At 50.7% G+C, this 21,569-nt stretch carries 22 protein-coding genes; 20 read left to right on the top strand and 2 right to left on the bottom strand.

Annotated features, from left to right (window positions below; genetic code table 11):
• Positions 1–47 precede the first annotated feature (47 nt).
• The 17 genes from BM185_RS15020 to BM185_RS10875 all read left to right on the top strand — a co-directional run bounded on the left by BM185_RS15020 (position 48) and on the right by BM185_RS10875 (position 17,124).
• Complete coding sequence (locus BM185_RS15020) at positions 48–422, top strand: ATP synthase subunit I (RefSeq protein WP_091963484.1); 375 nt, start codon at positions 48–50, stop codon at positions 420–422.
• Positions 423–446: 24 nt separating this feature from the next.
• On the top strand, positions 447–1,283 hold the full coding sequence (gene atpB, locus BM185_RS10950) for a F0F1 ATP synthase subunit A (RefSeq protein ID WP_091963481.1): 837 nt from the start codon (positions 447–449) through the stop codon (positions 1,281–1,283).
• Positions 1,284–1,389: 106 nt separating this feature from the next.
• Complete coding sequence (atpE, locus tag BM185_RS10945) at positions 1,390–1,617, top strand: F0F1 ATP synthase subunit C (protein WP_091963478.1); 228 nt, start codon at positions 1,390–1,392, stop codon at positions 1,615–1,617.
• A gap of 76 nt (positions 1,618–1,693) precedes the next feature.
• Positions 1,694–2,164, top strand: coding sequence for a F0F1 ATP synthase subunit B (locus BM185_RS10940; protein ID WP_091963474.1), 471 nt, complete (start codon positions 1,694–1,696; stop codon positions 2,162–2,164).
• Between the two features lie 12 nt (positions 2,165–2,176).
• Positions 2,177–2,713 (top strand): F0F1 ATP synthase subunit delta, encoded by a 537-nt coding sequence (locus tag BM185_RS10935; RefSeq protein ID WP_091963471.1) that lies wholly within the window; start codon positions 2,177–2,179, stop codon positions 2,711–2,713.
• A gap of 16 nt (positions 2,714–2,729) precedes the next feature.
• The gene (gene atpA / locus BM185_RS10930) at positions 2,730–4,277 is read left to right on the top strand and encodes a F0F1 ATP synthase subunit alpha (protein ID WP_091963469.1); all 1,548 of its coding nucleotides are present in this window, start codon (positions 2,730–2,732) and stop codon (positions 4,275–4,277) included.
• A gap of 68 nt (positions 4,278–4,345) precedes the next feature.
• On the top strand, positions 4,346–5,215 hold the full coding sequence (gene atpG / locus BM185_RS10925) for a F0F1 ATP synthase subunit gamma (protein ID WP_091963466.1): 870 nt from the start codon (positions 4,346–4,348) through the stop codon (positions 5,213–5,215).
• Positions 5,216–5,257: 42 nt separating this feature from the next.
• Positions 5,258–6,637, top strand: a complete 1,380-nt coding sequence (atpD, locus tag BM185_RS10920; RefSeq protein ID WP_091963463.1) for a F0F1 ATP synthase subunit beta — start codon at positions 5,258–5,260, stop codon at positions 6,635–6,637.
• A gap of 29 nt (positions 6,638–6,666) precedes the next feature.
• The gene (locus tag BM185_RS10915) at positions 6,667–7,092 is read left to right on the top strand and encodes a F0F1 ATP synthase subunit epsilon (RefSeq protein ID WP_091963460.1); all 426 of its coding nucleotides are present in this window, start codon (positions 6,667–6,669) and stop codon (positions 7,090–7,092) included.
• A gap of 107 nt (positions 7,093–7,199) precedes the next feature.
• A complete protein-coding gene (locus tag BM185_RS10910; protein ID WP_245751751.1) occupies positions 7,200–8,258 on the top strand; it encodes an FAD:protein FMN transferase in 1,059 nt (352 codons plus the stop codon).
• A 24-nt stretch (positions 8,259–8,282) separates the two neighbouring features.
• Complete coding sequence (mgtE, locus tag BM185_RS10905) at positions 8,283–9,635, top strand: magnesium transporter (protein ID WP_091963457.1); 1,353 nt, start codon at positions 8,283–8,285, stop codon at positions 9,633–9,635.
• Between the two features lie 96 nt (positions 9,636–9,731).
• Complete coding sequence (glmU, locus tag BM185_RS10900) at positions 9,732–11,102, top strand: bifunctional UDP-N-acetylglucosamine diphosphorylase/glucosamine-1-phosphate N-acetyltransferase GlmU (RefSeq protein ID WP_091963454.1); 1,371 nt, start codon at positions 9,732–9,734, stop codon at positions 11,100–11,102.
• Between the two features lie 15 nt (positions 11,103–11,117).
• Positions 11,118–12,962, top strand: a complete 1,845-nt coding sequence (gene glmS, locus BM185_RS10895; protein WP_091963451.1) for a glutamine--fructose-6-phosphate transaminase (isomerizing) — start codon at positions 11,118–11,120, stop codon at positions 12,960–12,962.
• 14 nt (positions 12,963–12,976) lie between these two features.
• Positions 12,977–13,909 (top strand): hydroxymethylbilane synthase, encoded by a 933-nt coding sequence (gene hemC / locus BM185_RS10890; protein WP_091963448.1) that lies wholly within the window; start codon positions 12,977–12,979, stop codon positions 13,907–13,909.
• Between the two features lie 12 nt (positions 13,910–13,921).
• Positions 13,922–14,689: a uroporphyrinogen-III synthase gene (locus BM185_RS10885; protein WP_091963446.1), complete on the top strand. Its 768-nt coding sequence runs from the start codon at positions 13,922–13,924 to the stop codon at positions 14,687–14,689.
• Positions 14,690–14,698: 9 nt separating this feature from the next.
• Positions 14,699–15,892, top strand: a complete 1,194-nt coding sequence (locus BM185_RS10880; protein WP_091963443.1) for a uroporphyrinogen-III C-methyltransferase — start codon at positions 14,699–14,701, stop codon at positions 15,890–15,892.
• Complete coding sequence (locus BM185_RS10875) at positions 15,889–17,124, top strand: heme biosynthesis HemY N-terminal domain-containing protein (protein WP_091963440.1); 1,236 nt, start codon at positions 15,889–15,891, stop codon at positions 17,122–17,124. The genes BM185_RS10880 and BM185_RS10875 overlap by 4 nt, the downstream gene beginning before the upstream one ends.
• 18 nt (positions 17,125–17,142) lie before the next feature.
• On the opposite strand, the gene BM185_RS10870 is transcribed toward BM185_RS10875, so the two are convergent.
• Positions 17,143–18,270 carry a PilT/PilU family type 4a pilus ATPase gene (locus tag BM185_RS10870; protein ID WP_091963437.1) on the bottom strand — a complete coding sequence of 376 codons (1,128 nt, stop codon included), beginning with the start codon at positions 18,268–18,270 and terminating at the stop codon, positions 17,143–17,145.
• A 3-nt stretch (positions 18,271–18,273) separates the two neighbouring features.
• Entirely contained in the window at positions 18,274–19,308 is a 1,035-nt protein-coding gene (locus BM185_RS10865) for a type IV pilus twitching motility protein PilT (RefSeq protein WP_091963434.1), read from the bottom strand.
• Positions 19,309–19,372: 64 nt separating this feature from the next.
• Between BM185_RS10865 and BM185_RS10860 the strand changes: the two genes are divergently transcribed.
• The 3 genes from BM185_RS10860 (at position 19,373) to BM185_RS10850 (ending at position 21,564) form a co-directional block, all read left to right on the top strand.
• Positions 19,373–20,068, top strand: a complete 696-nt coding sequence (locus BM185_RS10860; RefSeq protein WP_091963431.1) for a YggS family pyridoxal phosphate-dependent enzyme — start codon at positions 19,373–19,375, stop codon at positions 20,066–20,068.
• Between the two features lie 26 nt (positions 20,069–20,094).
• Positions 20,095–20,928: a pyrroline-5-carboxylate reductase gene (gene proC / locus BM185_RS10855; protein ID WP_091963428.1), complete on the top strand. Its 834-nt coding sequence runs from the start codon at positions 20,095–20,097 to the stop codon at positions 20,926–20,928.
• A 69-nt stretch (positions 20,929–20,997) separates the two neighbouring features.
• Positions 20,998–21,564 carry a YggT family protein gene (locus BM185_RS10850; protein WP_245751750.1) on the top strand — a complete coding sequence of 189 codons (567 nt, stop codon included), beginning with the start codon at positions 20,998–21,000 and terminating at the stop codon, positions 21,562–21,564.
• Positions 21,565–21,569 lie beyond the last annotated feature (5 nt).

Here is a 21,569-nt window from a genome sequence, read left to right as displayed (position 1 = left end):
AAGTTGGCAGCTGAAAATTACAAAACACCAGCAGGAAGACTGACGCGATGGCAGCAGTTCCCTTACCGCCCGTGAAAAGACTTCTGTTGGCCCAGCTGCTGGTTAGCCTGCTTGCTGCTCTGATAGCAGGTTTAATCAATCCCTCAAGCGCACTGGATGCCTTGCTGGGAGGTTTGATTGCTCTTATACCGCAACTGGTCTTCAGTAGCCTGACGTTTAGGTACCGAGGTGCCAGAAAAATCGGAGCCAGCGTCCAGTTACTGCTGGTAGGAGCAACTCTGAAGTTTGGTTTGACCGTTGTTCTCTTCGCATTGGTTTTCATCGGAGTGCAACCTTCAAACCCAATTTCCCTTTTATGTGCTTACATAGCGGTACTTTCTGTGCATTGGCTGGCACCCTGGTTACTGCAGAAGAAAGCTTGACCGCCCAACAGATCGAGGCTGATCATGGCAGATACACCTGTAGAGTATATACAGCACCACCTCTCCAACCTGACCTTCGGTAAACACCCTGAAGAGGGCTGGATCCTGGCCGAGAAAAGCAGTCAAGCTGCTGAAATGGGTTTTTTGGCTATTCACGTTGATACGCTTCTCTGGTCGATTATCGCTGGCGTTTTCTTCCTCTTTATTTTCCGTAAAGCAGCAAAAAGCGTAACCACGGGTGTGCCTGGTGGTCTGCAAAACTTTGTAGAAATGCTGTTTGAATTTGTTGATGACATGGTCAAACAAACCTTCCACGGCAAAAACCCAGTTATCGCACCTCTGGCCTTGACTATTTTTGTCTGGATTTTCCTGATGAACGCCCTCAAGTGGGTACCCGTTGACTGGATTCCTGAGCTGGCCATGGCAACCGGTTTGGTCAATTATTTTAAAATTGTTCCGACCACAGATCCCAATGCCACCTTTGGTCTGGCGATCGGCGTTTTCTTCCTGATCATCTTTTACAGCATCAAAGTTAAGGGCGGTCTGGGCTTTATTAAAGAGCTTTCTTTCACTCCCTTTAATCACTGGATTTTTATTCCCTTCAATCTTTTCTTGGAAATTCTCGGCCTGTTGACTAAACCTATCAGTCTGGCCTTGCGTTTGTTCGGGAACATGTATGCCGGTGAAGTGGTCTTTATCCTGATTGCCCTGACCTTTGGTGCAGGCTGGATTATGGGTATTCTCGGCCTGGGCATGCAGTGGATCTGGGCTGTATTCCACCTGCTGGTTATCCCTTTGCAGGCCTTTATCTTCATGGTGCTGACCATTGTTTACCTGAGTGCAGCTCACGAAGATCACTAAGTGTTAATCTGCCCTTCTGCAGACAGAGGTTTGCAGAAGGGTGAATTTTAAGCAGTAACTTAACCTCAACTCACCTTCAACCAACCTTGTAATTTAGGAGTAACTCATGGAACTCGTATACATCGCTGCTGCAATCATCATTGGCATGGGCGCTCTGGCTACTGGCATTGGCTTTGCCCTGCTGGGTGGTAAGCTGCTGGAATCCACAGCTCGCCAGCCTGAGCTGGGTGCGCAGCTGCAAACCAAAACCTTCATCATGGCAGGCCTGCTGGACGCCGTTCCCATGATCGGTGTTGGTATTGCGATGTACCTGATTTTCGTAGTCGCCGGTTAAGGTTGTTTCGTTAAGGTCGGTTTAACCGGCCTTTGCTTTACAACAACCGCAACGAAAAGGCAAAAGGTACAGCGCTATGAATATGAATTTGACCATTCTGGGTCAGTCGATTGCCTTCGCTCTCTTTGTCTGGTTTTGCATGAAGTATGTATGGCCACCCATTGCAACGGCCATGCGTGACCGCCAGAAGAAAATTGCTGAAGGTCTGGATTCAGCCAGCCGTGCTCAGCGTGATCTGGAATTGGCACAAGAAAAAGCTAGCCAGACCCTACGTGAAGCGAAAGACCAGTCTGCCCAGATTCTTGAGCAGGCTAACAAGCGCGCAAATCTGCTGATCGAAGAAGCTAAAGAGCAGGCTAAGACTGAAGGCGAACGCCTAGTTGAAGCGGCCAAAGCAGAAATCACTCAGGAGATTAACCGTGCCAAGGACGAGCTGCGCGATCAGATGTCTGGTCTGATCATCGAGGGTGCTGAAAAAATCCTCGAAAGCTCAGTAGACGAAAAGGCACACAGCGAGCTGGTCGACAAACTCGCCAAACAACTTTAAGCGAGGTGTCCGATGGCTGACAAGAACACACTCGCCAGGCCTTATGCGAAGGCCGCCTTTGAGTATGCGTTAAGTGAAGGCAAGCTGGCTGATTGGTCAGCAATGCTGGGTCTGGTCGCGGAAGCGGCTGGAAATGAAGAAGTTGCCCAGCTGCTCTCAAACCCTTCACTTGGCAGTCAGGATAAAGCAGAAATCCTGCTCGAGATTTGCAAAGCAAAGATCGATGACAAGGGTCGCAACTTTATTTTGTTGCTCAGTGAGAAAGACCGTTTACCCCTGATTCCGGTAATTGCCGAAATCTACGAGGCATTCAAAGCAGAAGAACAAAAGTCCATTGAAGCTGAAGTGACTTCTGCCTTTGATCTGAATGCCGAACAGCAAAAGCTGTTGGTAGATGCACTGCGCAAGCGACTCAACCGTGAGGTAACCCTCAAGGTAGTGATCGACAAGCGTCTCATAGGCGGTGTAATTATTCGCACCGGTGACCTGGTGATCGATGGCTCGATTCGCGGCAAGCTCGCGAAACTGGCCGAGTCATTGAAATCCTGATTTTGAGGGACAAGGCATGCAGCAACTGAATCCATCCGAGATCAGTGACATTATCAAGAAGCGCATCGGTAACTTGGATGTCACTTCGAAAGCCCAAAACGAGGGCACCATCGTGAGTGTCGCTGACGGTATCGTGAAGGTTCACGGTCTCGGCGACGTCATGTATGGCGAAATGATTGAATTTGAACAGGGCAGCGCCTTCGGCATGGCCCTGAACCTGGAGCGGGACTCCGTAGGTGTGGTTGTACTGGGCGATTATTTGAACCTGGCCGAAGGTCAGTCTGCCCGTTGTACTGGCCGCATTTTGGAAGTACCTGTTGGTGAGGAACTCCTGGGACGCGTTGTTGACGCTCTGGGTAACCCTATCGACGGTAAGGGTCCAATCGAAGCTAAAGAAACCGATGCAGTGGAAAAGGTTGCACCCGGCGTTATCTGGCGTCAGGGCGTTGACCAACCCATGCAGACCGGTTACAAGGCCGTTGATGCCATGGTTCCCATCGGCCGTGGTCAGCGCGAGCTGATTATCGGTGACCGTCAGATCGGTAAAACAGCGATTGCTGTTGATGCCATCATCAACCAGAAAAACTCCGGCGTAAAATGTGTCTACGTTGCCGTTGGTCAGAAGCAATCGACCATTGCTAACGTAGTACGCAAACTGGAAGAGCACGGTGCTCTGGCCCACACCATTGTTGTGGTTGCCTCTGCCTCTGAAGCAGCTGCCCTGCAGTTCATTGCGCCCTATGCTGGTTGTACTATGGGTGAATACTTCCGGGATCGCGGTCAGGATGCATTGATTGTTTATGATGACCTGACCAAGCAGGCCTGGGCTTATCGTCAGATTTCCCTGCTGCTCAAGCGTCCTCCCGGTCGTGAAGCCTATCCAGGTGATGTTTTCTATCTCCACTCACGTTTGCTGGAGCGTGCTTCACGTGTTAACGCTGAGTTTGTTGAGAAGTTCACCGACGGCAAAGTGAAAGGCCAAACCGGTTCTCTGACGGCCCTGCCGATCATTGAAACCCAAGGTGGTGACGTATCGGCTTTCGTACCGACCAACGTTATCTCGATCACCGATGGCCAGATCTTTGTAGAAACCAGTCTGTTCAACTCGGGCATTCGCCCTGCGATGAACGCCGGTATCTCGGTTTCACGTGTTGGTGGTGCAGCTCAGACCAAGATCATCAAGAAACTGGGCGGTGGTATCCGTCTGGCTCTGGCTCAGTATCGTGAGCTGGCGGCCTTCTCTCAGTTTGCTTCTGATCTGGACGAAGCCACGCGTAAGCAGCTGGAACATGGTCAGCGGGTTACTGAACTGATGAAGCAAAATCAGTACAGCCCCATGAGCATTGCTGATATGGGTGTTTCCCTGTTCGCAGCAGAGAACAACTTCCTTGATGACCTGAAAGTCAGTGAAATCCTGCCTTTCGAGAAGTCTCTGCATGCTTATATGAACAGTGAACATGCTGATCTGATGAAACAGATTAATGAATCGGGTGATTTCAACAAAGAAATCGAAGCGGCACTGAAATCTGCTCTCGAGCAGTTCAAGGCCACCCAGTCCTGGTAAGTGGTGGGAGTCAGTTTTAGCAACTCATTACTGACTCCGCCACTTGTTGGCTAAGAAGGCGAAAGCGTATGGCAGTCGGAAAAGAGATCCGCTCCCAGATCGGGAGTATCAAGAATACGCAGAAGATAACCAGTGCCATGCAAATGGTTGCTGCATCGAAAATGCGTAGAGCTCAGGATCGCATGGCCGCCAGCCACCCTTATGCCAGCCAGATAAGAAAAGTTGTTAGTCATATTGCCGGTGCCACTCCTGAATACACCCACACCTATATGGAAGAAAGGGATGTAAAAAGGGTTGGTTACATTATTGTGTCCTCAGACCGTGGTCTTTGTGGCGGCTTGAACATTAACCTGTTCAAAGCAGCTCTGAAAGACATCATGGACTGGCAGGGCAAGGGTGCAGAAATTGATGTCTGCGCCATCGGCAGCAAGGCAGGCGCTTTTTTCCGTCGTTATGGCGGCAATCTGGTGGCAGCCAAGAGCGGGCTGGGTGATTCTCCCAAGGCCAGTGATCTGGTCGGGAGTGTCAAGGTCATGCTGGATGCCTATGAAGAAGGCAAAATCGATCGGCTTTTCGTGGTGTATAACGAATTTATCAACACCATGACTCAAAAGCCGCTCGTCCAGCAGCTGTTACCCCTGGAAGCTGAAGCAGCTGAAGAAGACCAGAGCAAGGTAACCGGTTGGGATTATCTTTATGAACCTGATGCCAAGTATCTGTTGGATAACTTGTTGATCAGGTATATCGAATCCCAAGTTTACCAGGCTGTAGTTGAAAACATTGCCTGTGAACAGTCGGCGCGTATGGTTGCAATGAAAAGTGCAACCGACAATGCGGGCAACTTTATTGATGAGTTGCAGCTTGTGTATAACAAAGCGCGTCAGGCAGCAATCACTCAGGAAATCGCCGAGATCGTCGGCGGGGCTGCAGCCATCTGATGAGGGTAGCAGGTTTCATTTGCAGGTTTGAGAGGAACCAAGATGAGTAGCGGACGTATCGTACAGATCATCGGTGCCGTTATCGACGTAGAATTTGACCGGGCAGACGTACCTAACGTTTATGACGCCCTGACCGTCGATGGCAGCGAAATGATTCTTGAAGTACAGCAGCAGCTCGGTGATGGCACCGTACGCTGCATCGCGATGGGCTCCACTGAGGGCCTCAAGCGTGGCCTGGTGGCCAATAACACCAAGGCACCCATTTCTGTTCCTGTGGGCACCCAAACTCTGGGTCGCATCATGGACGTGCTGGGTCGCCCTATTGACGAAGCCGGTCCTATCGGTGAAGAAGAGCGTTGGGCCATCCACCGCAAAGCACCGACCTATGATGAGCAATCCAGTGCTGTTGAACTGCTGGAAACAGGCATCAAGGTAATCGACCTTGTCTGCCCTTTCGCTAAGGGTGGTAAGGTTGGCCTCTTCGGAGGTGCTGGTGTTGGTAAAACCGTTAACATGATGGAGCTGATTCGTAACATCGCCATCGAGCACAGCGGTTTCTCCGTATTCGCCGGTGTTGGTGAGCGTACTCGTGAAGGTAATGACTTCTATCACGAGATGAAGGACTCCAACGTACTGGACAAGGTCTCCCTGGTTTACGGTCAGATGAATGAGCCTCCCGGCAACCGTTTGCGTGTGGCCCTGACCGGTCTGACCATGGCTGAGAAGTTCCGTGACGAAGGTCGTGACGTTCTTTTCTTCGTGGATAACATCTATCGTTACACCCTGGCCGGTACGGAAGTATCTGCCCTCTTGGGTCGTATGCCTTCTGCGGTAGGTTATCAGCCAACTCTGGCCGAAGAGATGGGTGTTCTTCAAGAGCGTATTACCTCGACCAAAACAGGTTCGATCACTTCCGTACAGGCTGTTTATGTTCCCGCGGATGACTTGACCGACCCTTCACCAGCAACCACCTTCTCGCACTTGGATGCGACCGTGGTACTGTCGCGTGATATCGCTTCTTTGGGTATCTACCCTGCAGTAGACCCTCTGGATTCCACGTCACGTCAGCTGGATCCTTTGGTTGTCGGTACTGAGCACTATGAAACAGCTCGTGGTGTTCAGATGGTTCTGCAGCGTTATAAAGAACTGAAAGACATCATTGCCATTCTGGGTATGGATGAGCTTTCCGAAGAAGACAAACAGGCCGTTGCACGTGCACGTAAAGTTCAGCGCTTCCTGTCTCAGCCTTTCTTCGTAGCGGAAGTATTCACCGGTGCACCCGGTAAATATGTTTCCCTGAAAGACACCATTCGTGGTTTCCAGGGTATCCTTAATGGTGATTACGACCACCTGCCAGAGCAGGCTTTCTACATGGTTGGCTCCATCGAAGAAGCGGTCGAAAAAGCCAAGGACATGAAGTAAGTCTGACGGGATAACCCAGGGGGATACCCATGGCTATGACATTGCATTGCAATATCGTCAGTGCTGAGAAGAAACTGTTTGATGGCCGCGCGGAAATTGTTGTTGCTTCCGGCGTGCAGGGTGAGCTGGGCATTTTGCCTGGCCACACCCCGCTCTTGACTGAACTCAAACCGGGTACAATCAAGGTCAAAAAACAGGGTGGTGAAGAAGAGCTGATTTATGTTTCCAGTGGCTTTCTGGAAGTGCAGCCCGATACTGTAACTGTTTTGGCCGATTCGGCAGAACGTGCAGACAATATCGACGAAGCTGCCGCCAAGGAAGCTATGGAAGCCGCTCAGCGTGCCATGCAAGACCAGACTGCTGAGATGGAATACGCTCAGGCAGCTGCGATGCTGGCTCAGGCTGCAGCTCAGCTCCAAACAATTCAGCAACTGCGCAAAAAATTGGGCAAGTAATTTTCCCAGCGAAAACGACTTGTTCTCTGCAGGCTTTCCTGCAAGCAAAAAGGCGGCCTCGGCCGCCTTTTTGCCGTTTCAACTCCTGATAAGGATGGTGTTAGTTTATGCAGTCACCTTTAAAGTTTTTTGCCTTCTTATTTTTAGGCCTTATTTTAACTCTTGGGCTGGTGGGTTGTAGTGGTGAGCCTGAAAAGCAGCCCTTACGCTTACAGGGCCAAATTTTTGGCACCTTCTGGCTGGCGACCTTCCCGGATGACTGGAGCGAAGATCAAGCCCAGCAGTTGGAAGCAGGAATTATTGGTGAACTGGAAGCTGTCAATCAGTCCATGTCCACCTATATTGAAGATTCTGAGCTGAATCAGCTCAATCAAACCGAGCCAGGCGAATGGTTTGAAGCTTCAGATGCCTTATTTAAAGTCTTGGCAATCAGCCAAGAGGTGGCTGAGGCCAGTGAAGGTGCTTTTGATGTAACTATTGGCGGCCTGGTCAATCTTTGGAGTTTTGGCCCTGAAGCCCGAGCTGAGCAAATACCTGAAACGGCTGAACTGGAAGCCAGCTTGGCTGAAACCGGCTATGCTTATTTGGAGCTAGACTCTGAGAACCAGCGAGTCAGAAAGCTTAGAGATTTTTATATTGATCTTTCCGGGGTGGCTAAAGGTTATGCCGTTGATCAAGTCGGACGCTGGTTACAGAGCCAGGGTGTTGAAAACTATTTAATCAATATTGGTGGTGACTTGATCGTTGGTGGTGAACGCAAACCCGGTCAGCCCTGGCGTATCGGTGTCGAAGTTCCAGATGGGACTATCCAGCAGGCGCATCATATACTGCCTTTGGTGGATTCATCTATTGCCACCTCAGGTGACTACAGAAACTACTATGAAGTAGAGGGACGCCGGATGTCCCATACCATCAATCCACAAACTGGCTGGCCGATCGATCATAACCTGGCATCAGTGACTGTTGATCATCCCAGTAATGCTGTTGCTGATGCCTGGGCAACAGCCTTTATGGTTCTGGGAGTCGAAAAAAGTTTGGAAGCGGCCAATCGCGAAGGTATCAAGCTGCTGATGATCAGCCGCGAGGAGGAAAGCTGGAAAACCTGGATTTCTGAACCCTACCGAGAAAAGCTGGGCGAAGAACAGTCTCAGAAGCTTCTTAAGTAAAATAAAAGATCAGGGGGGAGTTGAATGACTTACGAGGAAGTAACGGTAGCTCTACATGATGCCATCAGCAAGGATGATACCCTGCTGATTGAAAACCTGATCGCTGAGCTCCAACTTGCTGATCTGGCTGAATTTTTATTACATGAAACCTCGGAAGCCACACTTAAGTTATTAACGCACCTGCCCTTGGAGCAAAGAGCAGAAGCTTTTGCTTATTTGGAACACAGCAAGCAGGCTGAAATAGCCGAGCAGATGTCCGAGGTTGGCCTGACACAGCTTTTTACCCGCATGAATTCGGATGAGCGGGCTGACCTCTTTAACCTGCTCAATGAAGATCGTCAACAAAGTGTACTTAGACGTTTGGCCAAAGAAGAAAGGGAAGATCTAAGGCGTTTGGCTAGCTATGAAGAAGGCACCACGGGTGCCATCATGACCAGTGATTATGTCACGGTTCCTGCTGAGGTGACGGTTAGTAAAGCACTTGAAATCGTTCGTCAAACGGCACCCAATGCCGAAACCATCTACCAGATTTACATTCAGGACAGTGAACAAAGGCTGGTTGGAACTGTGTCTTTGCGTCAGCTTATTCTTGCCAAACCAGGAGCTGACCTTGACCAGTTAATGACAACTGATTTGGTCACGATTAATGTTCATGAAGCTCAGGAAGAAGCTGCCCGTAAAATCAGTCGTTATGACATCCTTGCTTTGCCTGTTCTGGATGATCATGAGCGCTTGGTGGGTATAGTGACCTACGATGATGCGATGGATGTTGCCGAGCAGGAAGCCACTGAAGATATGCACAAGGGGGCCTCGGTTGGGCCTCTGGATGAAAGCTTTGGTAAAGCCAGTATTTTTAATCTTTATAAGCGCCGGGTCAATTGGCTGGTTCTCCTGGTGTTTGCCAATATCTTGTCCGGTGCTGGCATCGCCTTTTATGAAGAAACCATTGAAACCTATGTGGTTTTGGTGTTTTTCTTGCCTCTGTTGGTGGCCAGTGGTGGCAATGCAGGTTCTCAGGCTTCAACCTTGATGATTCGGGGCTTGGCAACAGGTGATGTTGGTGCACGAGACTGGGGCAAGCTTTTGGGCCGTGAATTGCTGGTTTCAGTTTCTCTTGGCTTAACTATGGCTGCTACCATTGCAGGCATCGGTTTTTGGCGGGGTGGCTGGGATATAGCTCAGGTAGTGGCCTACAGCATGCTTGCCATAGTTATTGTCGGCAGCATGATAGGAATGAGTTTGCCATTTGTTTTAAACAAACTAGGTTGGGACCCGGCCACAGCCAGTGCACCTCTGGTAACCTCCATTGCGGATATTGTAGGGGTGTTGATTTATTTTGCTATAGCCACCTCCATTCTGAATATCGGTATGGCTTAGCGTCTGTACAAGCATACAACTGGTTTGGCTGGTTAAGGGGCAGTAGAATGAACCCTTTCTACTGCCCTTTTTAGTTCTGGCATTCAAGAGGTCACTATGTCATTGGAAGTTGTTGTGCTTGCGGCGGGTCAAGGCACCCGTATGCGTTCGTCTTTGCCGAAGGTTTTGCACCCGCTGGCAGGCAAACCCTTGGCCGGTCATGTCGTCGACACAGCAAGGGCATTGGAAGCTGAAAAAATACACTTGGTTATAGGTCATGGTGGAGAGAAGGTTAAAGCAGCCTTGGCCGCCGAAGATGTGCATTTTGTCGTCCAGTCCGAGCAGCTGGGCACTGGTCATGCGGTTGATCATGCCGTGCCTGCCTTGGCACCTGACAGTGTGGTTTTAATTCTTTATGGCGATGTGCCTTTAATCCGCCAGGCAACCCTAGAACAGCTGTTAAGCCAGGTCAGTGAACAACAAATGGGCTTACTGACGGTAATGCTTGCTGATCCCCAGGGTTATGGCCGTATTCTGCGTGACCCTTCAGGTGAAGTCGCAGCCATCGTTGAACAAAAGGATGCCACGCCTGAGCAGTTGGATATTCAAGAGGTCAACACAGGAATTCTGGCGGTGACTTCCAGCCAGCTCAGACGTTGGCTCCCTAAACTCTCCAATAACAATGCACAGGGCGAATACTATCTAACCGATATTATTGGTCTGGCTTATCAGGAAGGGGTCCGCATTGCCAGTGTTCAACCCAGCTGTCCTGAAGAGGTTGAAGGCGTTAATAATCGCTTGCAGCTAGCGGCTCTGGAAAGAGCCTACCAGTCTTGGCAAGCCGAAGAGTTAATGATGGCAGGGGTGACTCTGGCTGATCCTGCGCGGATAGATATTCGCGGCCAGCTGCAAACAGCAAGAGATGTTTTTATTGATGTGGGCTGTGTGTTTGAAGGCCAGGTAGAAATATCGGAAGGGGCTGAAATTGGCCCCTACTGTGTTTTGAAAAATGCTCGGATAGGACCAGGGGTTAAAATTGCCTCCCACTCGGTTTTGGAAGACTGTGAGCTGGAAGGTGACAACCAGGTAGGTCCTTTTGCCCGTCTACGCCCAGGAACTCATTTGGAAGTTCAGGCCAAGGTAGGTAATTTCGTGGAAACCAAGCAAGCCCACGTTGGTCAGGGCGCCAAAATTAATCATTTAAGCTATGTAGGCGATGCTTGGGTAGGAGCTAGAGCAAACATTGGCGCAGGAACCATTACCTGTAATTATGATGGGGTCAACAAGCATTCAACCCATATCGGTGCAGGGGCTTTTGTAGGTTCCAATAGTAGCCTGGTTGCTCCTGTACATATCGGCGCTGGAGCAACCATAGGTGCTGGTTCAACCATTGCTGGTGATGTTCCCGAACAATCTCTGGCGGTGACTCGGGCTAAACAAATACAGAAAGCCAACTGGCCGCGCCCGGCTAAAAAAGTGTCTGAATAACGAGAAGGCTAAACCATGTGTGGCATCGTAGGAGCAGTTGCTGAACGTAATGTGACCGGCATTATTCTGGAAGGGCTAAAACGTCTTGAATACCGGGGTTACGATTCAGCTGGATTGGCGGTTATCAATGAGCAGGGGCTTCTGCAACGCCGTCGTGCTCAAGGTAAGGTTGCTGAAGTTGAGCAACGTTTGGTAGATCAGCCAATGAAGGGTTTTCTGGGTGTTGCTCATACCCGCTGGGCAACCCATGGTGTTCCCAGTGAAGCTAATGCTCATCCACACTTATCCAGTGATGAATTGGCCTTGGTTCATAATGGCATTATTGAAAACTACCAGGAACTCAAGAAGAGCCTGCAGGCAGCGGGTTACCTCTTTACCTCGGAAACCGATACCGAGGTGGTTGCCCACCTCATTCACCAGCAGTATCAACAGACAGCTGACTTAACCCAGGCGGTTCATCAGTGTCTTGAACGCCTGGAAGGCGCCTATGCCTTAGCGGTGATTCACCAGCAAACCCCTGATCGGCTGGTATGTGCGCGCAAAGGCAGCCCTTTGGTGATAGGTGTCGGCATGGGCGAGTATTTTTGTGCTTCCGACCCACTGGCATTACTTCAGGTCACTGACCGCTTTATTTATTTGGAAGAAGGCGATCTGGCAACTCTGACGCTGCAAAACCATCAAATTCTTGATGCCAGTGGCCAGCCAGTAGAACGCCCAATCAGCCAATGGCAACATGGTCATCAGGCGGCTGAAAAAGGTGACTACAAACACTTTATGCTCAAGGAGATTTATGAGCAGCCAGCAGTGCTTGCCGCCACTCTGGAAGGGCGGTTATCAGCAACCCGGGTTTTACCCCAGGCTCTGGGTACTGCGGCCATGGAACTGTTGCCACAGGTTCGACAAGTGCAAATTATTGCCTGCGGAACCAGTTATCATGCTGGAATGGTAGCCCGCTATTGGATTGAGCGTTTGGCTGGTATTCCCTGTCAGGTGGAAGTGGCTAGTGAATACCGTTACCGGGAGGTTGTGGTCACTGAGCAAACACTTTTTGTCACCCTCTCTCAATCCGGTGAAACAGCCGATACCCTGGCTGCCTTGCGTTTTGCTAAAACCGCCGGTTATCTAGCCAGTCTGGCCATCTGTAATGTGCCAGGTTCCTCTTTGGTCCGCGAATCAGATCTCAGCCTGATGACCCAAGCAGGCCCAGAAATAGGTGTGGCTTCAACCAAAGCCTTTACCACTCAGCTAACAGCCCTATTACTCTTCACCCTAGCCTTGCGCCGGGCTGGTCATCAACAGCCCGACCAGGAAGATCCCCTGGAAGCTGAGCTAGTTCAAGCCCTGCGCGGCCTGCCCCGGATTGCTGAACAAACCCTGAAGCTGGATGAAGCCATTCAGGAGCTTTCAGAAGACTTTGCTGAAAAGCACCATGCCCTCTTTTTAGGTCGTGGAAGCCACTTCCCAATTGCCCTTGAAGGTGCATTAAAGCTCAAGGAAATTTCTTATATCCATGCTGAGGCTTACCCAGCTGGTGAGTTAAAGCATGGTCCCCTGGCCTTGGTTGATAAGGAAATGCCCGTTATTGCCGTAGCGCCCAAGGATGACCTGGTGGATAAGCTTAAATCCAACCTTCAGGAAGTGAGAGCAAGAGGGGGAGAACTCTATGTCTTTGCCGACCCCTACACCCTGCTGGAACCCGAAGAAGGCATGAAAGTGATTCACTTGCCTGAGGTCAATGAAGTACTGGCACCGATTATTTACACCCTACCTTTACAGTTATTGTCTTACCATGTTGCCTTGATCAAGGGCACGGATGTTGACCAGCCCAGAAACCTGGCCAAATCCGTTACTGTGGAATAAAACCAGGAGAATTCATGTCACGCATCCGCATCGCCACCCGCCGCAGCCCGCTTGCTCTTTGGCAGGCTGAACACGTCAAGGCACGTCTTGAAGCCCTTCACCCTGAATTAACTGTGGAGCTGGTTCCTATCAAGACTCAGGGCGATAAAATTCTGGACACCCCCCTGGCTAAAATTGGCGGTAAGGGGCTTTTTGTTAAAGAACTGGAAGCCTGCATGCTTTCGGGTGAAGCTGACATAGCCGTGCATTCAATGAAAGATGTGCCTATGGAGTTTCCAGAAGGTCTTTACCTGGGTCCTATTCTGGAAAGACACGCACCAACGGATGCCTTTGTCAGTAACAACTATGCCAACCTTGACGAAGTTCCAGCTGGCAAGGTGATAGGTACTTCCAGTTTACGGCGCAGTTGTCAGATTTTGGCAAATCGCCCGGATCTAACGGTTAACTGGCTGCGTGGCAACCTGCAGACGCGTCTGGGTAAACTGGATGCCGGTGAATATGATGCGATTATTTTGGCGACTTCTGGTCTACAGCGGATGCAGTTGGCAGACCGCATCCGTCAGGAGCTACCTCCCGAAGTCAGCCTGCCAGCCTGTGGTCAGGGTGCCTTGGGAATTGAATTACGCAGTGATGATTCCAAAGCTGCCCGCTTGGTTGAGCCTTTGATTCATGCTGAATCGACAACCTGTGTATTGGCTGAAAGAGCCATGAATACTCGTCTTAAGGGTGGCTGCCAGGTTCCTATAGGGGGTTATGCTGTTTTGGAAGGTGATCAGCTATGGCTGCGCGCGCTGGTGGGTGAGCCTGAAGGTGGGACGGTTTTGACAGCAGAAGCCCGCGGCCCGGCGAGTGATCCTCAGGCCCTGGGTGTAGAGGTTGCTGAAGAGCTTCTCAAACAAGGAGCGGGCAAAATTCTGGAAAAAGTCTATGGTTTTAAGGTTGATTGAACCTGATAAAAGATGAGCCATTTTCTCGAAGGACTCCAAGTACTGACAACCCGTCCTGAACAACAGGCTACCCGCTTGGTTGCGCCTTTACAAAAGGCCGGGATAGAGGTGACCAATATTCCTCTGTTGGCGATTCAACCCCTGACGCTGACACCCCAGGAGCGTCAAGGGCTACTGGATCTGGATCACTTTCAAAAGGTCGTGGTGATTAGTCCCAGTGCAGCCCAGTTGCTTTTGGAAAAACTGGATGACTACTGGCCTCAGTGGCCGGTGGGAGTAGATTGGTTTACCGTGGGCGCAGGGACGGCAAGTCTTTTGGAGCAGGCAGGTTTAAGTGTTCAGTTTCCAGCTTCTGGAGATAAGAGCGAAGATCTTTTACAGCTTCCTGCACTTCAGGAGCTGAGCGGTGAAAAGCTGCTGCTGGTCAAAGGCCAGGGTGGACGGCCCTTGTTGGAAGCAACTCTGGTTTCACGTGGAGCCCAGGTTCGGGTTTTGGAGCTTTATACCCGAGTTCGTCCCAGGTTGAATCAACAACAACTGCAGGCGCTTAACTCAGATGTTTATCAGGCCGTCGTGATAACCAGTGGCGAAGCTCTGCAACAATATATAGAGTTTACTGAAGAAGTGGATAAAAAGCGTCCCTTGTTGTTGCCCAGCTACCGATTAGAGAAGCAGGCTCGTGAACTGGGTTTTACCCGGGCTATCAACACTGGGGGGGCAGGTGCTGATGCCATCCTGGCAGGATTAAAGAGTCTTGATCCTGGCTGCCATCCATCATGAGGAATTTGCATGTCTGACCAGAAGAACCCAAACGAAACCGGTGAAGAAACCCGGACAGAAGAAGAAAGTTCTCAGCAAGCAGCGGAGCAGGAGACCCAGACACAAGATCAAGCAGGTGAACCAACAGAGCCAGAGCTGACAGAGGAACAACCCCATCGCCTCTCAGCTTTACCCTGGATACTGGTTTTTTTGCTGGCGCTGATAGCTCTTGGCGGCGTTGCTGGCGTGGGTTGGCTGGGCTATGAACGCTCACAGGAGTTGGAGGCTAAACTCACGGAAGTCAATCGAACCCTGGCCAACAAGCCTGATCAGGAACAAGTCGAGCAATTGCGTAGCAGCCTGGAAAACCTGGATGCCCTCGGAACAGCCCAAGAGCGACAGGAAGAGCGGCTGGAAAGCTATCAGCAGGATGTCAGACAACACCAGGAGCAACTGGAAGCCCTGCATGCGGATTTACTGAAAGCCAGCGAACCCAAACCCCGGGATTGGCAACTAGCTGAAATTGAATACCTCTTGCGTCTAGCCAACCAACGCCTGCGCTTGGAAGAGGATGTTCAAGGGTCGCTTACTCTCTTTAAAACAGCCCAACAACGCCTGAAAGCGGCGGAAGTTCCTGGTACCCTGGCGATACGTCAGGCTTTGGCAGAGGATATTGAAGAGCTGGAAAGCCTGGAGATTCTGGATCGGGTCTCTCTGGCCATGGATTTACAGTCCTTGGCAGACAAGGCTCTGCGCTTGGAAATTCAGCCGCTGGCTGAAGCTCCCGCTTTGGAACTGGATATGTCTGCTGCTGGTAACGGACACCAAGCCTGGTATCAGCTCCTTTGGGAAGAAATCAAAAGTCTAGTTGTCATTCGCCAAAGAGACTTCCCCCTGGAACCCCTACCCCTTGCGGCCGATGAACTGGCTTTAAAACACCAAATCAGCAGTCTTCTGCAACAAGCCGCCTGGGCCGGTTTGCGGGGCAAAGAAAACCTTTATCGCCACAGCCTGCAGAGAACCCAGGAGCGCTTTGCGGCCTTTGATCAGCAAGCCAGCGTCAACAGAGACTTTGCCGAACAGCTAAGCCACTTTAAAACCTTGTCAGTGCATCAGGAACTGCCGCAGGTAGAAACCAGCCTGGATCGCCTGCAAAGCTTTATTGCTGAGCGTTATGGACGCTTGTTGCCGGTTATGGAAGAAGCTCTGGAGGATGAATCATGATCCGCAAAGGGCTGTTTATCTTACTGATTCTTGCCTTGGCTGTTCTGGCGGGCCAGCAGCTACTCAAGGGCAGTGGCTATCTGCTGCTGGTATTACCTGATGGTAGCACCAGTATTGAAATGTCCTTTTGGACGGGCTTGATTCTGCTTATTGTCAGTTGGTTTTTGGCCGCCTGGATTTTCAATTTGCTGGGCTGGCTGAGTCACCCTTTGGCCGGCCTTAAGCAAAAGCGTGAGCGCTATCAGGGTCAAAAAGCCCTAAAGCTGACGGTAAAAGGCTTAAAAGAGTTGGCAGAGGGGCATTGGCGTAAAGCCCGAAAACTACTGGTCAAATCAGCCAAGCATTCTGGGGCCCAACTGATCAATTATCTAGCCGCTGCTCAGGCTGCTCACTATGAAGGCCGGGCAGAAGAAGCTGAAAAACTTCTGCGCGCAGCAGCAGAAACCACTCCAGAAGCCAACTTGGCCGTTGATTTTAGCCAAGCACGCATTCAACTGGATCATGGTCACTACGAGCAGGCACTGGCAACTCTGGTTCGCCTTCATCAAAAGGTACCCAATCATCCCTTGGTACTCAGGCAGCTAAAAGAAGTTCACTTTGCCCTGGCTGACTGGAAACCCTTGATGCAGCTCTTGCCGGAGTTTCGTAAATATCGAATTTTTTCCGATCGTGAACTGGATCTTTTGGAACGGCAGGTTTACCTGCGCCGCTTTGATGAATTGCTGCGCTCAGCACCCAAAGAAGCTGCTTTCAAAGCCATTCGTGAACTTTGGGATACTCTGCCTGCGCGCTTGAAAACTGAAGATGAACTGGTGCTGGCTTACAGTCGGGTTTTGGTTAAACATCAAAAAGCCAGTGATGCTGAACAGCTTTTAAAGCGAACCCTGCGCCATCATTGGTCCCCCAGCCTGGTTGAAGAGTACGGACTGCTTCCCGAACAGGCAGAACCTAAAAGGCGTCTACTGGAGGCAGAAAACTGGCTGCAAGAAAGACCCAATGATGCTGTCCTGCTGCATAGCCTAGCGCGAATTAGCCAACAGCTGGGTCTCTGGGGCAAGGCCTTAGAATACTACCAGGCCAGCTTACGCCTGGAAGCGAAAGAACAAGTGTATGCAGAAATCAGTCGCCTCTATGCAGCCTTGGGTGATGAGCCCAAAGGCAACTTTTATAATCAGCTGGCTATGCAGGGTGTGCACCGCCAGTTGCCTGAACTGCCCCTTCCGCAAAAATAATCAACAGCCCCCTGGGCTTCAATCATCTTCCAGACTGAACTTGCTGGCGGCCTTGTCAAAGGCTGCCGAGCTGTTGCCGGCTTCAGCTGAACCCAGTTTGATCATCAGGCGCAGGTCATTGGGAGAATCTGCATGTTGCAGCGCATCTTCCTCACTGACTTCACCAGCTTGGTAAAGGTCGAACAAAGCCTGATCAAAGGTTTGCATACCGGCTTCCCGCGATTTTTTCATCAAGGACTTCAACTGGTGCACTTCGCCCTTACGAATAAGATCACGCACCAAGGGCGTATTGAGCAGTACTTCTATAGCTGCCCGGCGTCCCTTACCATCCACTGTGGGTAACAGCTGTTGGGCAACGATTCCCTTCAGGTTCAGGGACAGATCCATAAAAATCTGATTGTGTCTTTCCTGGGGGAAGAAATTGATCACCCTTTCCAGCGCCTGATCGGCATTATTGGCATGCAGGGTGGCCAGACACAGGTGGCCGGTTTCAGCAAAAGCCATGGCATATTCCATGGTTTGCTGGTTGCGTACTTCACCAATCATGATGACATCGGGTGCCTGGCGCAGGGTGTTTTTCAGAGCGACTTCAAAGCTTTCGGTATCAATGCCGACTTCCCTTTGGGTGACGATGCTTTTCTTGTGGGGGTGGATAAATTCAATGGGATCTTCAATGCTGATGATATGGCCACGGGCATTTTCATTGCGGTATTGAATCATGGATGCCAGAGAAGTGGATTTACCCGTTCCTGTCGCCCCAACAAAAAGAATCAGGCCTCGTTTGGTCATGGCCAGATCCTTGATCACTTCCGGCAGTCTCAGTATATCCAACTGTGGAATATCAAACTCAATGCGGCGCAGTACCATGCCGACCTGGTTGCGCTGGTAGAAGGCACTAACACGAAAGCGGCCTATACCGGGTGCACTGATCGCAAAATTGCATTCCTTGTTTTTGCGAAACTCACTACGCTGCTCTTCATTCATCACCCCGAATACCAGCTCTCTGGCTTGATCGGGTGAAAGTTTTTGTTCAGTCAGCGCAGTCAGCTGCCCATCCACCTTCATGGAGGGCATCATCCCGGTGGTGATAAAAAGGTCAGAAGCCTTGCGTTCGGCCATTTGTTTAAGGAAGTCAGTAAATTTCATCGTTTAGAAGCTTTCCGGTTGTTTGGCTTTTTCGCGGGCTACTTCTCGGGAAATCAGCCCTTTTGAGAGAAGCTGTTTAAGCGACTGATCCATGGTTTGCATGCCATGCGAAGCCCCGGTCTGAATGGCGGAGTACATCTGGGCAATCTTGTCTTCGCGTATTTGGTTACGAATGGCAGGCGTGCCTATCATGATTTCGTGCGCGGCAACCCGCCCGCCACCCTCTTTTTTTAACAGCATTTGTGAAATCACGCCTTGCAAAGATTCAGAGAGCATTGAACGCACCATGGATTTTTCTTCGGCTGGAAATACATCCACGATCCGGTCAATGGTTTTGGCAGCACTGGTGGTATGCAGAGTACCGAAAACCAAGTGGCCGGTTTCGGCAGCAGTAAGAGCCAGGCGGATGGTTTCCAGGTCACGCATTTCACCGACCAGAATAATATCCGGGTCTTCACGTAAGGCTGAGCGCAGCGCTTCGGAGAATCCCATAGTATCCCGGTGAACTTCACGCTGGTTGATCAGACATTTTTTGGATTCATGTACGAATTCAATGGGGTCTTCAATGGTCAGAATATGCGCATTTTTGCGCTCATTAACGAAGTCCATCATCGCAGCCAGAGTGGTGGATTTACCCGAACCGGTAGGGCCAGTGACCAGCACCAGTCCGCGAGGCAGCATTGATAGGTTGCGGAAGATATCCCCCATGCCCAGTTCATCCAGAGTGAGCACCTTGGAAGGAATCAGACGAAAGACGGCACCTGCCCCGCGGTTGTGGTTGAAGGCATTAACGCGAAAACGCGCCAGCCCTGGCAGTTCAAATGAAAAATCCACTTCCAGGAATTCTTCATAGTCACGCCTTTGCTTGTCATTCATGATGTCATAGACCAGTGCGTGAACTTCTTTGTGGTCCATGGGAGGGACATTAACACGGCGAATATCGCCATCAACCCTTATCATCGGAGGCAGGTCTGCAGAAAGATGCAGATCTGAGGCCTTCTGCTTTGCGCAGAAGGCGAGCAATTCGGTAATATCCATTAACTGACCTCTGACTAGACTCCCTTGACAGGGGGTTACAGGTGAATCACATAAGGTACAAAAGATGTTGCAGTCTGTAATTGCCCAGCATATCGCAAAGGTTCGCCAACAGGTAGAGCAAGCTTGCCATAAGTTTGCAAGAAACCCGATACAGGTCAAAATTTTGGCGGTCAGTAAAAAACAACCGGCAGCTGCTATCCGTGAAGCCGCTGCTGTTGGGCAGTTGGCCTTTGGCGAAAACTACCTTCAGGAAGCCTTACAGAAGCAAACGGAACTGGCTGACTTGGATTTGGAATGGCATTTTATCGGGCCTATTCAATCCAATAAGACCCGCGACCTGGCTGTTCACTTTGCCTGGGTGCATACTTTGGATCGCTACAAGATTGCCCGCAGGCTTAATGAGCAAAGACCGGAAGCCAAGGGAAAGCTCCAGGTGCTGATACAGGTAAATATCAGCTCAGAGCCAAATAAATCAGGTGTCGCACCCAGTGATCTTCTGGCTTTGGCAGAAGAAATACAGGAGCTACCCCAGTTGGAGCTGAGGGGGTTAATGTGTATTCCGGCAGCCACTGACGACTTTGCGCAGCAGCGTCTTGCCTTTGCTCAGCTTGCGGCTTTGCATCAACGCCTGCAAGATGCTTTTCCTGAAGCGCGTTTGGATACTCTGTCGATGGGCATGAGCGGCGATTTGGAGGCAGCGATTGCCGAGGGCTCAACACTGGTACGTATTGGCACTGCAATCTTTGGTGCCAGGGACTGATCGTTAATTGTTAAAAGGTTTTATCCATGCAAAAGAATTCAACACCCCGGGTTGCATTTATCGGTGCGGGCAATATGGCTGGAGCGATCCTCCGTGGGCTGATTCAACAGGGGTTTCCGGCAGATCATATTTGGGCTGCCGATCCCGGGCAAGACAAGCTGGATGCCCTGGCCAAGGAAACCGGTATTCAGGTCACCACGGATAATGCAGAAGCGGTGATGGCCGTGGACTTGGTGGTTTTGGCTGTAAAACCACAAAGGATGCAGCAAGTTTTACAGCCCCTGCAGACAGCTTTTCAGCAGCAGCGGCCTTTGGTAGTGAGCATTGCTGCTGGCCTCACCTGCGCGACGCTGCAGGGTTGGCTGGGTGAAGCCTTGCCTTTGGTACGCTCGATGCCCAATACGCCTTCTTTGCTGGGTGCTGGCGTGGCTGGGCTCTATGCCACAGCGGAGGTCAGTGACCAACAAAAAAGCTGGGTGGAGGCCATCAGTCAGGCCGTGGGCGAAGCTGTTTGGGTCAGTGAAGAAAGCCAGCTGGAAGCAGTAACAGCTGTTTCTGGCTCGGGTCCTGCCTATTACTTTTTGTTCACCGAAGCCTTGGCGGCAGCGGGTGAGAAATTAGGACTGCCAGCAGAACTGGCTTTGAAACTGGCTGAACACACAGCCCTGGGTGCTGGACGCATGCTGAGTGAAACGCCAGAAACTCCTGCTGAGTTGCGTGCTCGAGTGACCTCGCCAGGAGGAACAACCGCAGAGGCAATTCGAATTTTTGAAGAGCAGGGTTTGCATAAACTGGTTGATGAAGCGGCTCAGGCAGCTGCAAAAAGAGCCAGAGAGTTAGCTGAAGAGCTTAAAGGCTGATCTCTTGATCTGGCTAACGTAGAATAACCCCAGCATTTTTACAGAGCGGAGAGATTTATGGGTACGGGAATGGCGTCCTTCATTCAACTGCTGTTTCACTTGGCAACCTTTATTGTGGTTTTACGCTTTATGCTGCACCTGAGTAAGGCGGATTATTTCAACCCGATTACGCAGGGTATTGTTAAAGCGACCAATCCGATTATTTTACCCATGCAGGCCGTATTGCGGCCTATGGGACGTCTTGATCCTGCCAGCTTGTTGTTGGCGATACTGCTGAAGACTCTGGGGATTTTCCTAGCTCTGCAGATGACCGGGCAGTTGGCGGGAATCGGGAGCATTTTCATTGGTGGCCTGGCCGGTGTCGTCAAAACGATTCTGGATATTTACTTTTTTGCCTTGATCATTTCGATCATCTTAAGTTGGGTTGCTCCGCAAGCCAGTCATCCAGGGGCCTTGCTGGTTCATCAAGTTATTGAACCCTTGCTGGAACCGGTACGCAAATTTATTCCCAGCCTGGGAGGTTTGGATTTATCACCTATCTTTGTCTTCTTGGGGATTAACCTGGTATCCAATGTACTGGTCGGTATTCTGGCCCAGGCGGCGGGTATGCCTGTTGCTCGCTTCATAGGTATGTAAAGCCT

It is taken from the genome of Marinospirillum celere, from assembly GCF_900112235.1.
Lineage (GTDB): Bacteria > Pseudomonadota > Gammaproteobacteria > Pseudomonadales > Halomonadaceae > Marinospirillum > Marinospirillum celere.
Note: the sequence above shows the minus strand (reverse complement) of the source record. Positions and strands in the feature narration are given on the sequence as shown.

Coding starts and splice junctions, on each gene's coding strand:
- glmS (WP_091963451.1), top strand. CDS start 11,118: ATGTGTGGCATCGTAGGAGCAGTTGCTGAACGTAATGTGACCGGCATT.
- atpG (WP_091963466.1), top strand. CDS start 4,346: ATGGCAGTCGGAAAAGAGATCCGCTCCCAGATCGGGAGTATCAAGAAT.
- mgtE (WP_091963457.1), top strand. CDS start 8,283: ATGACTTACGAGGAAGTAACGGTAGCTCTACATGATGCCATCAGCAAG.
- hemC (WP_091963448.1), top strand. CDS start 12,977: ATGTCACGCATCCGCATCGCCACCCGCCGCAGCCCGCTTGCTCTTTGG.
- BM185_RS10850 (WP_245751750.1), top strand. CDS start 20,998: ATGGCGTCCTTCATTCAACTGCTGTTTCACTTGGCAACCTTTATTGTG.
- BM185_RS10940 (WP_091963474.1), top strand. CDS start 1,694: ATGAATATGAATTTGACCATTCTGGGTCAGTCGATTGCCTTCGCTCTC.
- BM185_RS10870 (WP_091963437.1), bottom strand. CDS start 18,270: ATGAAATTTACTGACTTCCTTAAACAAATGGCCGAACGCAAGGCTTCT.
- glmU (WP_091963454.1), top strand. CDS start 9,732: ATGTCATTGGAAGTTGTTGTGCTTGCGGCGGGTCAAGGCACCCGTATG.
- atpD (WP_091963463.1), top strand. CDS start 5,258: ATGAGTAGCGGACGTATCGTACAGATCATCGGTGCCGTTATCGACGTA.
- BM185_RS10915 (WP_091963460.1), top strand. CDS start 6,667: ATGGCTATGACATTGCATTGCAATATCGTCAGTGCTGAGAAGAAACTG.
- BM185_RS10875 (WP_091963440.1), top strand. CDS start 15,889: ATGATCCGCAAAGGGCTGTTTATCTTACTGATTCTTGCCTTGGCTGTT.
- BM185_RS10860 (WP_091963431.1), top strand. CDS start 19,373: ATGTTGCAGTCTGTAATTGCCCAGCATATCGCAAAGGTTCGCCAACAG.
- BM185_RS10885 (WP_091963446.1), top strand. CDS start 13,922: ATGAGCCATTTTCTCGAAGGACTCCAAGTACTGACAACCCGTCCTGAA.
- BM185_RS10865 (WP_091963434.1), bottom strand. CDS start 19,308: ATGGATATTACCGAATTGCTCGCCTTCTGCGCAAAGCAGAAGGCCTCA.
- BM185_RS10910 (WP_245751751.1), top strand. CDS start 7,200: ATGCAGTCACCTTTAAAGTTTTTTGCCTTCTTATTTTTAGGCCTTATT.
- BM185_RS10935 (WP_091963471.1), top strand. CDS start 2,177: ATGGCTGACAAGAACACACTCGCCAGGCCTTATGCGAAGGCCGCCTTT.
- BM185_RS15020 (WP_091963484.1), top strand. CDS start 48: ATGGCAGCAGTTCCCTTACCGCCCGTGAAAAGACTTCTGTTGGCCCAG.
- BM185_RS10880 (WP_091963443.1), top strand. CDS start 14,699: ATGTCTGACCAGAAGAACCCAAACGAAACCGGTGAAGAAACCCGGACA.
- atpE (WP_091963478.1), top strand. CDS start 1,390: ATGGAACTCGTATACATCGCTGCTGCAATCATCATTGGCATGGGCGCT.
- atpA (WP_091963469.1), top strand. CDS start 2,730: ATGCAGCAACTGAATCCATCCGAGATCAGTGACATTATCAAGAAGCGC.
- atpB (WP_091963481.1), top strand. CDS start 447: ATGGCAGATACACCTGTAGAGTATATACAGCACCACCTCTCCAACCTG.
- proC (WP_091963428.1), top strand. CDS start 20,095: ATGCAAAAGAATTCAACACCCCGGGTTGCATTTATCGGTGCGGGCAAT.